Source organism: Natronorubrum daqingense (assembly GCF_001971705.1).
In the GTDB taxonomy this organism is placed as follows: domain Archaea; phylum Halobacteriota; class Halobacteria; order Halobacteriales; family Natrialbaceae; genus Natronorubrum; species Natronorubrum daqingense.
The window spans coordinates 92,240-107,005 of record NZ_CP019328.1; the positions used below are offsets into that span (position 1 = coordinate 92,240).

Annotated in this window: 14 protein-coding genes; 9 read left to right on the plus strand and 5 right to left on the minus strand. The window is 57.3% G+C overall.

The features are described from left to right. Positions 1-109: 109 nt before the first annotated feature. From BB347_RS16900 to BB347_RS16915, 4 genes are read right to left on the minus strand one after another with little or no spacing between them, the layout of a single operon-like run. Positions 110-1,390, minus strand: a complete 1,281-nt coding sequence (locus BB347_RS16900; protein ID WP_083687809.1) for an O-antigen ligase family protein — start codon at positions 1,388-1,390, stop codon at positions 110-112. A gap of 36 nt (positions 1,391-1,426) precedes the next feature. Beyond that, positions 1,427-2,329 carry a glycosyltransferase family 2 protein gene (locus BB347_RS16905; RefSeq protein ID WP_076583629.1) on the minus strand — a complete coding sequence of 301 codons (903 nt, stop codon included), beginning with the start codon at positions 2,327-2,329 and terminating at the stop codon, positions 1,427-1,429. Between the two features lie 51 nt (positions 2,330-2,380). Further along, positions 2,381-3,526: a glycosyltransferase gene (locus tag BB347_RS16910; protein WP_076583630.1), complete on the minus strand. Its 1,146-nt coding sequence runs from the start codon at positions 3,524-3,526 to the stop codon at positions 2,381-2,383. Positions 3,527-3,533: 7 nt separating this feature from the next. Next, entirely contained in the window at positions 3,534-4,703 is a 1,170-nt protein-coding gene (locus tag BB347_RS16915; RefSeq protein ID WP_076583632.1) for a glycosyltransferase family 2 protein, read from the minus strand. Positions 4,704-5,061: 358 nt separating this feature from the next. Here BB347_RS16915 and BB347_RS16920 point away from each other — a divergent pair, with 358 nt between their 5' ends. After that, positions 5,062-5,997, plus strand: a complete 936-nt coding sequence (locus tag BB347_RS16920; RefSeq protein ID WP_076583634.1) for an NAD-dependent epimerase/dehydratase family protein — start codon at positions 5,062-5,064, stop codon at positions 5,995-5,997. Positions 5,998-6,093: 96 nt separating this feature from the next. On the opposite strand, the gene BB347_RS19060 is transcribed toward BB347_RS16920, so the two are convergent. Next, a complete protein-coding gene (locus BB347_RS19060; RefSeq protein ID WP_077202645.1) occupies positions 6,094-6,741 on the minus strand; it encodes a hypothetical protein in 648 nt (215 codons plus the stop codon). Between the two features lie 805 nt (positions 6,742-7,546). On the opposite strand from BB347_RS19060, the gene BB347_RS16930 reads away from it, so the two are divergent. The 8 genes from BB347_RS16930 (at position 7,547) to BB347_RS16970 (ending at position 14,697) form a co-directional block, all read left to right on the plus strand. Next, positions 7,547-7,747 carry a hypothetical protein gene (locus BB347_RS16930; RefSeq protein ID WP_076583350.1) on the plus strand — a complete coding sequence of 67 codons (201 nt, stop codon included), beginning with the start codon at positions 7,547-7,549 and terminating at the stop codon, positions 7,745-7,747. Positions 7,748-9,211: 1,464 nt separating this feature from the next. Next, the gene (locus tag BB347_RS16945) at positions 9,212-9,922 is read left to right on the plus strand and encodes a hypothetical protein (RefSeq protein ID WP_139327048.1); all 711 of its coding nucleotides are present in this window, start codon (positions 9,212-9,214) and stop codon (positions 9,920-9,922) included. Then, complete coding sequence (locus BB347_RS16950; RefSeq protein ID WP_139327049.1) at positions 9,915-10,922, plus strand: hypothetical protein; 1,008 nt, start codon at positions 9,915-9,917, stop codon at positions 10,920-10,922. Before BB347_RS16945 ends, BB347_RS16950 begins: the two co-directional genes overlap by 8 nt. Continuing rightward, on the plus strand, positions 10,915-12,216 hold the full coding sequence (locus tag BB347_RS16955) for a helix-hairpin-helix domain-containing protein (protein WP_076583359.1): 1,302 nt from the start codon (positions 10,915-10,917) through the stop codon (positions 12,214-12,216). The genes BB347_RS16950 and BB347_RS16955 overlap by 8 nt, the downstream gene beginning before the upstream one ends. 466 nt (positions 12,217-12,682) lie before the next feature. Continuing rightward, positions 12,683-12,880 carry a hypothetical protein gene (locus tag BB347_RS19065; protein WP_139327050.1) on the plus strand — a complete coding sequence of 66 codons (198 nt, stop codon included), beginning with the start codon at positions 12,683-12,685 and terminating at the stop codon, positions 12,878-12,880. Then, positions 12,877-13,317 carry a hypothetical protein gene (locus BB347_RS16960; protein WP_076583361.1) on the plus strand — a complete coding sequence of 147 codons (441 nt, stop codon included), beginning with the start codon at positions 12,877-12,879 and terminating at the stop codon, positions 13,315-13,317. Before BB347_RS19065 ends, BB347_RS16960 begins: the two co-directional genes overlap by 4 nt. Continuing rightward, on the plus strand, positions 13,314-13,589 hold the full coding sequence (locus BB347_RS16965) for a hypothetical protein (protein ID WP_236996011.1): 276 nt from the start codon (positions 13,314-13,316) through the stop codon (positions 13,587-13,589). Before BB347_RS16960 ends, BB347_RS16965 begins: the two co-directional genes overlap by 4 nt. Positions 13,590-13,683: 94 nt before the next feature. Further along, on the plus strand, positions 13,684-14,697 hold the full coding sequence (locus BB347_RS16970; protein ID WP_076583362.1) for a coiled-coil domain-containing protein: 1,014 nt from the start codon (positions 13,684-13,686) through the stop codon (positions 14,695-14,697). Positions 14,698-14,766 lie beyond the last annotated feature (69 nt).

Here is a 14,766-nt window from a genome sequence, read left to right on the forward strand (position 1 = left end):
TCTCTGCTGACCCTCTTTCTCTGCTCACTCTCCCCGCTGACCTCTCTCTGCTCACTCTCCCCGCTGACTCTCTTCGTTACCGTCTTCTCCGACACCTCGAGTCGTCCCGTCACTCCCGACGCGTTTCCGACGAGAGCGACGGCAGAACCGAGAGCCACCCGCCTCGAGCACCGATCAAATCGGGTTTCAGCGTCCGATCGCCGACGGCGTACGCCATCACTCCGATGATCGCGAAGAAAAACCGGTTGTCGTTCAGGTCGCCGGTCACCATCACGTTCGCCAGCATGTATGCAAACAGCGCGCCGAGAGCGAGATGCGTCGCTCCGCCGTGCTCGCGCCAGTCGAGAGCGAGCGCCAGTACGGCGGAGCCGAGCAGCGCGCCGAGCAGGACGAGGCCGACGAGTCCGAGTTCGAACAGTACCTCGAAGACGATGTTGTGCGGGTAGTAGCGGGTGTCGGCTCCGGGGTCGATCAGCACCGGCCAGGCGCCGAGACCCTCGCCGAACGGCAGCATCCGCAGGTGCAACGCGTCGATCGTCCCCTTCCAGTACCCCAGTCGGAGCCCGACGGAACGTCCCGGCCCGTCGGTCAACGCGAGGATTCGACGGATCCCCCGTAACTGTCCGGCGACGGTCACGAGGCCGATCAGCGAGACGAGCCCGCCAGCGCCGTATCCGACCAGCGCGATTCGGCCGTTGGGAAGCCGGCCGGTCCAGACGCCGGCGAGGAGGAGCACCCCGACCGCCCCCGCGACGGCGACCGTCGGTCCGCGCGCCCCGCTCACGAGCAGGGCGTAGCCCATCACGGGGATCACGGCGAGCGCCCCGGCCGTGAGGGCCCTGTCGTCTCGAGAAAGAACGAGGTAGCCGACAGCGAGAACCACCCCCATCCCGACGGCGCGACCCGTGATCAGGTAGTTCGTCCCGAACGGCTCGAGGACGCCGTCGCCGCCCGCTTGCTGGTAGTGGTACAGAATTTCGAGCGCCGTGACGAGCGCGACGCCGACGGTGGCGAATCCGGCGTACCGAAGCCGCCGGGACGACGTCGCGATCACGGTCGCGCCCAGCCCGAGTGCCAATCCGGTCACTGCGACCAGTCGGAACGACTTGGAGACGTAGTACTCGGAACTCGGGGACCAGAGCCCGGAGAGAACCGCGTACCCGGCGAAAATCCCGAACAGGATACAGATGACGACCGCCCGCAGTGAGAGTTCGAGCCGGCCGAGAACGACCAGAAGGGCCGAGAACCCGACGGTCGCGACGCCGAGCAGGAGGGTCAGATCGATCGGGACCCACTCGAGGTACTTGGCGCTCTTGTAGACGCCGGCGAAGACGAACGCGACGTAGCAGAGTGCAACGGCCGCGTCTAGGATTGTCCCGCCCCTACGCATTCGAACGTACTCCTCCGTTGTCGGTCTCGCGTCGTCTCATTTCGTGAGCAGCCGTTTCACCGTTCGTTTGATCGACAGCCCGGCCGCGAACGTCCCCGGCGTCGCACACGTCGCCAGGTGGACGTAGGGAAACGGGTTCGTCGGGTGCAGCCGGATCGTCCTGGCGAGTTCTCGCCGCGCCATCGCCATCTCGCCGCGTTTCCCGTGGGAGATTCCGAGCAGGTAGTGGTGGTGGGAGTGTCTGCGATCGGTCAGCACGTCGTCGTGTCGCTCGATCAGCTGTTCTTTCCCCCGTCGCCTCGCCTCGAGGTCGAGCGAGATCGAATCTTCCTGTCGGTAGTGTTTCGCGAAGATCTCCCCGAGTCCGTAGAGGTCGTACGCTCGAGCCACCCGAAGGTAGAACTCGTAGTCCTGCGAGGAGGCCATCGCCTCGTCGAGGAAGCCGACCTCCTCGAAGACGGACCGGCGGAACGTCGACGTGATGAAGCTCCCGGGAACGTTCCGCTCGCCGAGATCCGAAAGCGTCACCCGGCCCTCGTCGGTCGACTCCGGCCCGAGGTACGTCTCGCCCCGGTAGACGTCGTAGCCGTGGAAGACGCCGCCGTAGGACTCGGGTAGCGAGTCGAGCGTATCGACGCAGGCCTCGAGTTTGCCGGGATAGTACTCGTCGTCGGAGTCGAGAAAAGCGACGTACTCCCCGGAGGCCGCCCGGATACCCTCGTTCCGGGCGGCGTTCGCGCCGTTGTTTCCCTCGAGTCGAATGTACTCGATCCGGTCGTCGTCGTAGTCGTCGACGACGGACGCGGTGTCGTCGGTCGACCCGTCGTCAACGATCACGTGTTCGAAGTGGTCGTAGCGCTGCTCGAGGACGCTCTCTATCGCTCGTGGCAGCGTGTCCGCCCGGTTGTACGTCGGTGTGATGACTGAAACGGTTGTCATTCGTGAGTGTCGTGTGTCCGTTCGATTTTGTGTCGATCCCATTCGTCTGTCTCAGTTGCCGTCCGTCCCCGTCGCGAGCAGTCGTTCGTACGCGCGAACCAACCGTTCCCGCTCGACCTCCCAGCTGTACTCGGAAACGACCGTCTCGTGTGCGGCGTCGCTCATCTCGGCTCTGATTTCGGTCTCCTCGAGCAATCGCGCGGTTTCGGCCACGATCCGGTCGAGATTGTCTTCGGAGACGGTGACGCAGTAGTCGTCGTCCGCGTAGGGCTCGAGCGACGCGACGTCCGTCAGCACGACGGGGAGGCCACAGTACAGGTACTCGAAGAACTTTGTCGGCACGTTTCGCTCGAACCGGTCTTCGTCGACGAGCAACAGGCCGACGTCGGCCTGCGAGAGGTGCGAGAAGATCTCGTCGTAGTCGACGTAGCCGAACAGCCGAACGTGGTCCGAAATCTCCTCGGACGTCATGAACTCTCGAGCCCGGCGCTCGATCTCGTCGTCCTGGAACGGGCCGAGGAGCCAGAGTCCGACGTCGAGTCCCCGGTCCCGGAGCCGAGACGTCACGGTGAGCATGTTCAGCAGTCCGCGCTCGCGATCCAGCCCCCCGACGTACGCGAGGACGTACTCGTGCGACCGCTCGAGGTCGGCGCCCTCGGTGTCGATCTCACCGACCTTCGGCAGGTTCCGGACCGTTTCGACGGGGGTGCTCGTTCGATCGGCGACCTTCTCGCGAGTCGATTCGTCCGCCGTGACGACGAGATCCAGCGGTCGCGTCAGCGCCGACTGCACGGCCGGAAACGCCGTCTGCAGGATCGGCTTGAGGGGCTCCGGAATCCACTCGCGGACGCGAATCGCGTCCGTGTAGTCCTCGTGAATATCGTAGACGACCTCGGCGTCGGTCGTCGCCGCCAGCGCCACGCCGACCGGGAGCAACTCCGGATCGTGGAGGTGGTAGACGTCTGCGTCCTGGCGGCGCGCGACGCGAAACAGGTGCGGGAGATTCCGCCAGCGCTCGAGGCGCGTCTCGACGTCGCCGAGCGAGCGAACGTGGACGCCGTTTCGGACCGTCGACTCGCCGTGGTGAACGAGCAGGGTCGCCCGGTACCCTTCCGTCGCCAGCGTTCGGAGCTGTTTGTGGAAGATTCTGGGATCGAACGGGTAGTGAACGGACGAGAGATGAACGACGTGTGTCATGTGTGTCTTAGCTTTGGTCTGATTGTCGCGAGGCAGTGTCCCAGGTGACGATGTTCTCTCCCCGGAGGAAGTTCCACAGTCCGACGAGCATGCCGTAATTCGCGACGACGAAGTAGTGGGGGATGTGGACGACCGTCGGCGTCGAGATCGAGGTCCGCTCGAGGAGCGCGCCGACCCCGGCGAGACCGTAGCACGCGAGTTGCGCCGCGAGAAGCCCGAGATAGAGCGGGCTCGAGCCGACGAGGACGAGCCCCAGGTTCGCCGCGAGTGCAACGCCGAGAAATACCGGCGATAGCCACCGGAGGAGCTTGTGCGAGGTGAGTTGGAACGCGAATACCGGGTGTCGTAGCGGGTTGAGCAGCTGTAGATTGTTCGCGAGGGTGTGCCACGCGCGAGTGACGATCCGGCTCCGGCGCTCGAGTTCTTCGTCGACCCCCTCCCCCGTGTTCTCCCAGGCGACCGCGTCGGGTGCGTACGTTACCCGTTCGCCGCTTCCGACGATCGCCAGCGGCTCGGCGAAGTCGCTGATCGCACCGCTTTCGAGGGGGACGTACGACGAGTTTCGAACTGCGTAGATCGAGCCGTTTCCGGCCGCCGACGAGTTGAGTTTCGACTCGAGTCGTTTGATGAGCGACTCGTAGCGCCAGTAGACGGATTCGCCGTCCACGTCGCTCGAGTCCCGATACGTGAGTTCGCCGATGACACACCCCACACCCGGGGCGAACGACGAGACGAGGTTGCGTATCGCGTCGGGATCGTACATGCTGTTCGCGTCCGAGAAGACGATGACGTCCTCGTCTCTCCGCGCGACGACTCTGTTCTGACATTCGGTCTTTCCGACCCGACCCTCGATCCGAACGAGTTCGACGCCGTCGTCGGCGTACGAGCGAACGATCTCGTCGGTGTCGTCCGAGGATGCATCGGAGAAGACGACGATAGACAGTTCCTCGTCCGGGTACCCCAGGGCCAGACTGTTTTCGATCTTCTCCGCGATCACGTCTTCTTCGTTGTAGGCCGCGATGACGAGCGCAACTGACGGGGTGTCGTTCGGACGGTCCGTCGACGAATTCGGGAAGATACTGTTCAGTACGTACAGAATCGGGACGTAGAGGGCGTACGTATGCAACAGCAACCCGACGGAGAGGACGAATGCAGCGAGGAGCGTGAGTTCGAGCATGGAGATCACTTCTGGAAGGATTCGGTAGCGGTTCGAGTCACGATTCGAGTAGGTCCGCTCTTTCGCTATCTTCTAACAGCACCAAATTCAAACTTCCGACATAGAGTGACTTCAATACCTGATCTCCCTTTCCCTGACTAAATCTGGCGCTGTGGGGCGTCTATCGGTAGATTATCGCGCCCTCTCCATTGTGGGCCAAACTCAAAAATATACACAGTCTCTAATTCTGATATATTATACGGGTGTGACAATTACCGTTGGAACGTCCGTTGCACGAACACGACCGACGTGAACGGGCCGGTTCCCGCTGGTCGGAGGGATCAGCAGACTCATGTAATTTCCGTCGGGACCTTCGCGTATGACTACCGGCCAGCCGACGGGACGGACGATTCTCATTACGGGTGGGGCAGGGTTCATCGGCAGCCATCTCGCGGATGCACTCGTCGCCGATAACGACGTCCGAGTGCTCGACAACCTGACGTCGGGCGAGCGAGCGAACGTCCCCGACGACGCGACGCTCATCGAGGGCGACCTTCGCGACGACGCGACGCTCGAGCGAGCGACCGACGGCGTCGACTTGATATTTCACAAGGCCGCCCTCGTCAGCGTCCAGGGGTCGGTCGAAGCGCCACAAACGAGTCACGAGATCAACGTCGACGCGACCCTCGAGGTACTCGAGGCCGCCCGCGAGGAGGACGCACGGGTCGTCCTCGCCTCGAGCGCGGCGATCTACGGCCACCCCGAGCGCGTGCCGATCCGGGAGGGCGACGCCAAGACGCCGAGTTCGCCCTACGGACTCGACAAACTCTCGATCGACCACTACGCCAGACAGTACCACGACCTCTACGGGCTCGAGACGGTCGCTTTGCGCTATTTCAACGCCTACGGACCGGGCCAGACCGCCGGCGACTACAGCGGCGTTATCAGCATCTTCTGCGAGCAGGCGCTGCGCGACGAGCCGATTACGGTTCACGGCGACGGCGAACAGACCCGCGATTTCGTCTTCGTCGACGACATCGTGCAGGCGAACCTCGAGGCGGCGACGACCGACCGGGTTGGCACCGCGTACAACGTCGGCACCGGAACGAGCGTGACGGTTCGCGACCTCGCCGAAACGATCGCCGACGTCACCGACTCCGGTTCCGAGATTGCCCATACCGAAGGGCGTACTGGTGACATCCGCCACAGCGAAGCCGACATTACGACGGCCAGAACGGCGCTCGGATACGAACCCACGGTTTCGCTTCGCGACGGTCTCGAGCGGACCGTTGCGTGGCTTCGCAAACGAGAATAACCCGTCGTCTTCAAAAAGGAACGGCCGCTGAGAAACGACGATTCTACTGCCGTACTGTCTTTTCAATAGAGCAAAAAATACTGACAGTGATTGCGTTTACCGATTCGGTGGACGGTTATCTGGGGGACGGTTGTCTGGGGGGCGGTTGTCTGGAGGACGGTTGCCTGGGGGACGGCCGTTGCCGTTCTTGCCGTTGCCGTTCTTGCCGTTTTTGCCGTTGCCGTTCTTGCCGTTGCCGTTCCGGCCGTTGTGTTTGCCGTTCTTGCCGTTGCCGTTCCGGCCGTTGTGTTTGCCGTTTTTGCCGTTGCCGTTCTTGCCGTTGCCGTTCCGGCCGTTGTGTTTGCCGTTTTTGCCGTTCCGGCCGTTACCGTTCTTACCGTTCCGTCCTTTGCCGTTCCGGCCGTTGTTCTTGCCGTTCCGGCCGTTGCGCTTGCCGTTCCGGCCGTTGCGCTTGCCGTTCCGTCCGTTACCGTTCTTACCGTTCCGGCCGTTGCGCTTGCCGTTCCGTCCGTTGCGCTTGCCGTTCCGTCCGTTACCGTTCTTACCGTTCCGGCCGTTGCGCTTGCCGTTCCGTCCGTTGCGCTTGCCGTTCCGTCCGTTACCGTTCTTACCGTTCCGGCCGTTGTGCTTCCCGTTCCGTCCGTTGTTCTTGCCGTTTTTGCCGTTTTTACCGTTTCGACCGTTTTTCCCTGCGGAAGCGACGCCACTGAACCCGACGAGACTCAGTCCTGCAACGCCTCCCATTCGTAGCAGACCGCGACGGCCAGTAGTCGAATCCTCGTCGGCTGGTTTTTGAGTACGTTTCATATTTTTATTCTCCGGGCGCGTACTCGGAAATGGCGTTGCCACTGGTTTAGGATCCCGGTGCAACGCCCTACTGCTGGGACGTATTATGCCATCTCCGCCTGTACGCTGCCCACTCCTGCACTGATTGCTGGTAGTATTAAACGCGAGTCACCGTTTCCAAACCAGACGATGATTTGTTCACCCGTACAGTAATGTACGATTCCCAATAGAAAATCTGATTTCATTCTACTCCGCTAACCTGTGCACGCAGAGAGTCTGAGATGTAAGGACTTGTCTAGTAACTATTCTTATGATCGTCCGACTCACTCGAGTTATACTATAATTTCATCACCAGACGGCAATCACAATCAATACCAATAGGTCAAGAGGCATTAAGACCTGGCTTCGTACTATTCGGTACGGTTTCGCCAACTGTAGGTCAAAATATACCGGCCCAGAGGACTACTTGATCAATGTGTAACCGTGGTTTTCTTCGCGATGGCTGGCGAGTGCATTCCACCCAGCAAACACATCTTATCTTTGAACCGAACTGGGCTTTGTCTCCGGCTGTCTCTGGTCTTGCCAAAAATGATTGTCGGTGGGCAATGTGATTTCTATCAGACCTACTCGAGACGCACAATGTAGCACTAGTTATACAAAATGTCTTATGATATCGGGGCTATTCTGGGATTCTCGAGTGCCGCTCGAGTCCGCGTCGCGGAGACGCGAGAATTTAAATGGGATAGTGGGACCAGATAGAGCGATGCGCCATCCGCAGGACGATCTCCTGATCGTGCACGCCCTTGTCGAACTCGCTCGTGAGCACAGGGGCACACCGACCGAAGCGCGTGCAAGCGATCTCGCGTACGCCATCGCGAATCAACACGGACTCATGCCGGTCGAGGTCCCGAGACAACTCGAGGTGCCACTCGAGGCGCACGGTTGGGAGGAAGACTGCGGCTAAGGCCAGGGTCCAATACCCGTTCAGCCTCTGCAGTGTGTTTAGTGACAAAAAAGCAACAGAAGTACCGTCCCGCACAGCACCGCTGGGACGGTCATTCCGTCGTGCACATTACTAGTTAGGTATCAGTCTTATTATGTTGAGCACGAAGTAATTCATGGCGGGGTGGAAAACTGTCTTGACAGTCTGTCCGACCTGGGGCATCCGACGATCCCGCCAGTGATCGAGCGCCGGTCCAACATCATCGACACCGGCTCTCGATCACTCTCTCCGATTCACCCACCAGCGACTGGGGCGTTGCTGTCGGTTCACTCCCGACAGCTTTGTCCCCACCAACTCCTGTTCATCGTCGTCTCTCGTCGTTGTGTCCTGCGTCTGTCTGTCACAAATATGGCGTTAGGGTTTGCGTTGACTTTCGGCTCGAGGAGTTGTGGGCAAGGCTAATGGTCGTAAACTCTCTGTCCTGTCTTCGAGTGTCTACTTCCTCTCGGTGTCTCACGTATGGGCAAGACAAACCCCACATACCGAGACACAATCAGACAATTCGAAAACGATTGGTCTCCGTACCATAGAGCACTCCGTCAGCAGTACAAACCTCACTTCGAGCGACTCTTTGATCAGGCACGGAACTTCGCGGATGCTGGCGGCATTCAGAATAGCATGGACCCAATGAACACGCACCTCATTTCTATCATGCTCGCCCAGGAGTGCAGGATTGCTGCGCTCGAGGAAGAGGTGAGTGCATTAGAAGAGGAGGTGAACACGAGTCTAGATCATCGCTAACCACCGTTTTGGGAATAATTGTTCGTCAGAGAGTTTTTTAATGAAGCCGAGGCCAATCGCGGGTATCATGCACCACCCACAAGATGATTTACTAATTGTCTATGCTCTTACTTTGCTTGCTCAGGAGTATAAGGTAGCTCAAAAAGAGGAGTGGGCCCTAAGCTTGGCAGACGGGATCGCGGAACAACACGGACTCACAGTTAGTGATGCAATTCGCCAACTCGAATAGATAGCGTCACTCAAATGGACAGCGCCAAAAACATCGGCGCACCTTTCCACCTCTGCACGCGGATCGCCAGTTAAAGCACGTAAAACAGAGGTTGATAATGTAACAAAGTAATGTTGACAAATATGAATTTTGTAGTTATATTAAATTAGTGCGTTACTCTGATGTTGAAATACAAGTTCACATAATATGCTTATTTTTCGCTCAAGTTACTATTGGTTGAATTGGTAGGCATGCATACCATGTTTTGCAACACCTATTCATCATATATGTGGCATTATAAGGGATCTATTGATACTACAAATGAATGTGATATTCCATAATAGTCTACGAAAAGAATAACCAGGTGTGAATTTTTCCATATCTTTCCATCATCCTGGATAATGATGGCCATATGTCCGCCCAAAGATTATTTATATCAGTGGTGTAACAAAGAATGTGTGAAATACTGACTGAGCATGATTGGATCACCGCCATACGCAGATAACTTCTCACGTATCTCATTAGGAGACTTAGAAACATCTCAGTTCATTAATTTATTAGAGGAAAACCCATACGAAAAGGGGGAGGCCTATGGATTCTCTATTGAGCAAGTGGAACCTAGTTTGATTACAGCATATCTTCTTCTCACAAGGCCGGAAATCCAACAGGTATACGACGAGGATACGCAAGAGGTGACCAAGGAAGAGATTCAAACAGTTGAGATGATCCCGTTCAGAGTGGATACTAAATACGGTATCCTGGAAGTCTTCGCTAACAAGGACAGTGTTTCAAACGTCACAAATAAAATTGGTCAGGTGACGAGTTGGGAAACGACCATTGAGAATACATCTTTCAGCCCCCAACAGGTTCTGAGCACCATTGAGAGCCGATACCGAGTTGAGTTGAATTCTATAAAGATATCTGACTACCCAATAACAGACTCAGCAGTCGGTAGCTTTCAGATCGATATTGACGACCAGAACTTGGGGCGTGATTTGTTAAATAAACATTCTGGAGATATCTCCTACCTTGGAGCATCCGTGAAAACTGATGGTGAGAGTGTGACTATTGGCATATATAATAGCGGTTCAATCATCGTATATAACAATATTGACAACATGGCAACTGTACTTGACGTAATCAAGGAGGGTGTTGTTGGTGGAGGAGAGGAGGTGAATTATGCCTGAAGACGAGGGTGAACGCGGTCGAGTAGCCAATGAGCGTCTCGATGCTCTCCTCACCGAGCTGGGATGGACTAAACGAGGGAAATCGAATGTGGATGTTCCCTGCACATCAGGCGTACATGCAAACCGCACTAAGGGTCATGGTGTAGACTCTTACTTTACCTACGATAGTCCGTTCCATAACCTAGAGCGTGGTGTCTTTGTTGAATCGAAAATCCGCAAATGGGAAAATATCAACAGAGATGATCTACGCGATTCTATGACTCAAACTCTCCAAACAGTCGAGTGTGTTCCTGAGTCTGATAAATTTGAGGAACATTTGAACGGTTATGAGCAAAGAAACTACAATGCAGGAGTAGTCGGTATTTGGTCCTCTGATAATTTTCATGAGGCTGACTTCCAAGGATACGTCTCGGACGTGGGTATTCATCGTAAAGAACGAGGGACGTACGAAATTGCGGTTTTAGGGAATCGAGAGTTAAACAAGTTAGCTCGGTTAGCTAAAGAGTATAACCGGCTAAAGAACGACTACAATAATGATTCGGATGAGGTGTATTTCTACTATCCCTCGATGGCGGACAAGCCGTTCCCAGATAAGCAAGACTCACTCGCACTGGAGGCCCTATTGTCAGATTTAATATTTGTTCAAATAAAAAGAGCAAGCGGGTATGATAGAGAAAACACACCCACAGGGTTTGAGCGGGTCAATGTCATATTTTACTTTGGAGACTTTACATTGGATTCGCTGGAGGTGGTTTTCAAAGCGTTAGTTGAGTATAATTTACTTGATGTTGAGGAGGTTCTGATATATTATGATAACGAACATCTTGATAGAGGAATTCAAGATATAGAGTCAGCTAAAGCCCAGTTTGCGAATACAATTATACCAGATAATGGAGAGATTGTAGAAGATAAGGAAATCCCAAAATTCGACTTCGATACATTGCCATCGGTTACGTACGACAACTATACGGAAGGTCTGAGAGGTGATGATAATGCGTAGAGAAATTGTTGAACAATATCCAACCGTCAAAGACATTGAAGTGATCTATAAAGACGAAATTGGGCGAATAGACTCCCAAGAGTTCCTTCGTGATGATAAGAAGCTATTCATCCATTCAGGGGACGCAGGGAAGGTTGCTAATGTGGGGAAGCATCTGCTCTATGACTTAGATAGCGTTCTACTATTGAAAAAGGAGTTAGAAGGAAGAAGTAACAGCGAAAAATCCACTGCATTCGTAGTAGAGTCTAAAGATTCAATCGATGGGTTAGAGGGGGACCTGAGGGCACTCAAAGAAGACGGGGAGATCATTAACGAAGACTCAAGCCTCCGTATAACAGACACTCAACGAGATGAACATAGTATCGATATCCAAGTTAGCTATACTCATCGTAGATCGTCTCAGCGGAACCTAATGGATGCTACAAGTCGGACAACATACTTCAAAATCCACGAAACGGAGGAGGATAACATCTACAAGGTAACTCAAAACTTTTTCAATGCAGATGAATTTGATTCAGTAAAAGAATTGTTCGGCTACTGGGACAGGAAAAGACAGTTTGAAGGTAAGTCTGAAGTAGAACGTGCTGACATCCGCATAGAAGCAATCTCACCACTGGAGGATCGAGTAGACTTCTTTGACGAATTTCTAACCTACAATCCAAATAACTGGGATACACGCAACGTTCGTCATTTAGGCGTTCGCCAGAATGGTGACCAAGACGATTCATTCGACAGCATTGAGTCTGCTGGGGATGAGTTGGAGGAGCAAATTGACAAACACCTCTCCAACATCACTGAGTTAGCACTAACAGGCAAGAGCCTCAGAGATAATCCGATTGTCGACAAGTGCATTGAGAACGACTTCTTCTTTGACTCTGCAAAGATCTATTGCGAAAACGTCGAAAGAGCCCGTGGAGTCGAAATATCAGTCAAGTTCAAGCAAAAAGGAAGAAACGCGTTTGATTTGTCTATCAATAAGGAGTACGAATTAGTTGATGGGGACCGCAAACGAGAACCCTTTAGCCCCAATTTCCGAGACCAGACGCGGAGGGAGTTCCGAGATGCGGTTGTAGACCTATATGGGGAATTCAAGGACATGCCTGATCTTGTCAAAGAACGTGGTGACTCCTTTGACTTCACTGATCTCCCGGGAATTGGCCCGACTATCGCTGAGAACCTCGAAAGTGAATACGAATCAGTATATGAACTAATGGATGCGGAAGTTGACAATCTAATCGAAATAGATGGCATTGGAGAATCCACAGCAGAACGAATACTTGCTACTGAAGTTTGAGCCCCTGCGGTCACACGTCGGCAAACTCCGTTACCCGAATATGCACACGAAACCGGTAACGCCGTGTGCACAGTGATGGGTCGGTGGGAGAGCCGCCGATACGACCGTGAGCACGACGTATCCTTTACAAAACTCCACTCGAGCCTCACTCAGCGCTGCAAAATATGCCTCATGTGTTCACGAACCCGATCTGAAGGCATAGAGTAGCGGATGAAACACTGAGTCTCACGAACTCGAGTCCACTGGCCTCGAAAACCACCGGCGTCAGAAGCACCCGACGAACGGTCCCAGAGCCGCGGAGATCCTGCCTTTCAACAAAAACTCGCCTACACTAATTTAACCAAAGCAAGAAATTATTTGTAACTAGAACACAAACACACACTCGGCCCACCCCCACCGGATCGAAAGGTCCGACGTGTAGCACCACGCCGGGGGTCGGGGCTACCTCCGAAAGAGGAATCCGACCATGCGAAACCAATACTCGAGGGGTCAAAGAGATTACCCCATAGACGACGGTACCGATAGCCAACCGGATGGCCGCGACGACCCGCCCCGTCCGGCCATCCTCCCCGACGACGAGCGCGTCGTCCTCCCGTTTTTCGACCGTCCGAACACGTCTGAGGACCCACCCCACGCCACCCCATCCCGAGGTGACCGCCCGTGACGGACTCGAGGTACGTCGTCCCCACGGGCCGGGGCTACCTCGGCACGCACACCGTCAGCACCGGCGGCTCGGTCACGCTCTCGAGCGCCGTCCTCGCCGACCGCGAGTGGTGTGACGCGTCTCGAGTGCACGCCCTCGCACGCGAGGACGGCATTGCACTCGTTCCCGCGACCACCACCGCCCACGCCCACGCGGACTCGATTACGGAATACGCGTTGTGCAGCCGACGCGACGCCCTTCGCATCGGCGTCGGTCCCGTCGCCATCACCGAACTCGGACTCGAGCCCACCGATTCGGTCCGCGTCTACGACCTCGCGGCGATCGACGACCGACCCGGACTGTTGCTCGTCGACGCGGCCGACGATCCGCGACTCGAGACCGATCGCGACGCCCCCGACGGCTCCGGGTCCGACGCACTCGAGGGATCCGAGCCGTGACCGACGAACTCGACCGCGACGAGCCCTGCGACCGCGAGGTGGCGGCCACCGAACGCTACGTCGCCCGACTCGAGGCCCTCGACGCCGAGACGGAACGGCTGCTCGAGTCGATCCCCGACGCTGCCGCATTCGACGACGAGACGCGCGCTCAAACTCGGCGTCGGCTGCGCGAGGTTCGCGCCCAACTCAATCCGCTGTCGCTCAGACTCCGCTCGCGCGTCGACGCCGACGACTGCACTCCTCGCGCAGCCGACGATCCGCCCCGCGAGTGACGACGCTCGCCCGTCCGAACGGCCCCTCACAGCCGGTCGAATGCGGGCGACCGCCACTGCATCGCCTCCGAACCACACCTACAACCCGACACCAATGTCACCACGATCGACGACCGACCCGGACGAACCGACGCCCGACCAGCCAACCCACTCGGACCGATCCGACGAGTTCGCTCACCTCTCCGACCGACTCGAGGCCCTGGAGACTCGCCTCGAGTCCAAAGACGAACGCATCGCGTCCCTCGAGCGCGATCGAGACCGACTCGAGGAAACCGTCGACGAACTGGCCGATCGAGTCGCGGACCTCGAGGGCGAAACCGGCCGCCTCGAGAGCGCCACCGACGCGGCGCTGAAGAAAGCCGGCGCGAACAAAGAACGCGTTGCGGAGCTCCAGTCTCGCGAACTCGAGAAGGGGGCCCACCTCCGGACGGCCACCGTCGACGAGCACGTCGTCACCGTCCCGGAGGGCCGACTCGAGCGAATCGAGAAGGGAGACGGCGCGGCCTACTTCCGGGTACCCGAGAGCGCCGACCCGCTCGAGCGCGGCGGCGACGTCTCCCTGGCGTTCGGCGACTTGCTCCCGATCCAGCAACTCGCCCGGATGGACGACCAGCGACGCCGCGCCGCGGCGAACGCCCTCCCGACGCGACTGGCCGCGAAACTCTGGCGGTCGCGAACCGACCCGAGCGTCGGCGACGATCCGTGGGAACGCGGCTGCAAGAACGTTCGAGAGTTCGTCACTGCGAGCGACCTCAAACACTGGATCCGCCGACAGGAGCCGGGGATCACCGAGAGCTACGCGAAGAAGCTGGTTTCCCGGACGATCGACGCCTTGCTCGACCTCTCGAAGAATCGACTCGCGGTACGCAGGCGGACCGAACGCAAGAACGGCCTCGAGTACACCGAACGTCGGGTAATCGTTCCGGCGGACGCCTCGATCCCCGGCGAACGGGGTCGTGCGGCTGAGTCGGCGAATGCGAGACGGGACGACTCGAGCGAGGACCGCGACGCGACGCGCTCGAGCAAACGGGACGGAGCGACGGACTCGTCCCGACGGACCGAACTGACGGACTCGAGCGACCCGGAGACAGCTGACGTCCACGGCTAACCCCGTCCACGGCCACCCACCCACCCCGAAACGCGCCCCCGCCGAGCCACCACCCGGCTCCGAGCGGCC

Coding starts and splice junctions, on each gene's coding strand:
- BB347_RS16915 (WP_076583632.1), bottom strand. CDS start 4,703: ATGCTCGAACTCACGCTCCTCGCTGCATTCGTCCTCTCCGTCGGGTTG.
- BB347_RS16905 (WP_076583629.1), bottom strand. CDS start 2,329: ATGACAACCGTTTCAGTCATCACACCGACGTACAACCGGGCGGACACG.
- BB347_RS16950 (WP_139327049.1), top strand. CDS start 9,915: ATGCCTGAAGACGAGGGTGAACGCGGTCGAGTAGCCAATGAGCGTCTC.
- BB347_RS16945 (WP_139327048.1), top strand. CDS start 9,212: ATGATTGGATCACCGCCATACGCAGATAACTTCTCACGTATCTCATTA.
- BB347_RS16910 (WP_076583630.1), bottom strand. CDS start 3,526: ATGACACACGTCGTTCATCTCTCGTCCGTTCACTACCCGTTCGATCCC.
- BB347_RS16920 (WP_076583634.1), top strand. CDS start 5,062: ATGACTACCGGCCAGCCGACGGGACGGACGATTCTCATTACGGGTGGG.
- BB347_RS16970 (WP_076583362.1), top strand. CDS start 13,684: ATGTCACCACGATCGACGACCGACCCGGACGAACCGACGCCCGACCAG.
- BB347_RS16930 (WP_076583350.1), top strand. CDS start 7,547: ATGCGCCATCCGCAGGACGATCTCCTGATCGTGCACGCCCTTGTCGAA.
- BB347_RS16900 (WP_083687809.1), bottom strand. CDS start 1,390: ATGCGTAGGGGCGGGACAATCCTAGACGCGGCCGTTGCACTCTGCTAC.
- BB347_RS19060 (WP_077202645.1), bottom strand. CDS start 6,741: ATGGGAGGCGTTGCAGGACTGAGTCTCGTCGGGTTCAGTGGCGTCGCT.
- BB347_RS16955 (WP_076583359.1), top strand. CDS start 10,915: ATGCGTAGAGAAATTGTTGAACAATATCCAACCGTCAAAGACATTGAA.
- BB347_RS19065 (WP_139327050.1), top strand. CDS start 12,683: ATGCGAAACCAATACTCGAGGGGTCAAAGAGATTACCCCATAGACGAC.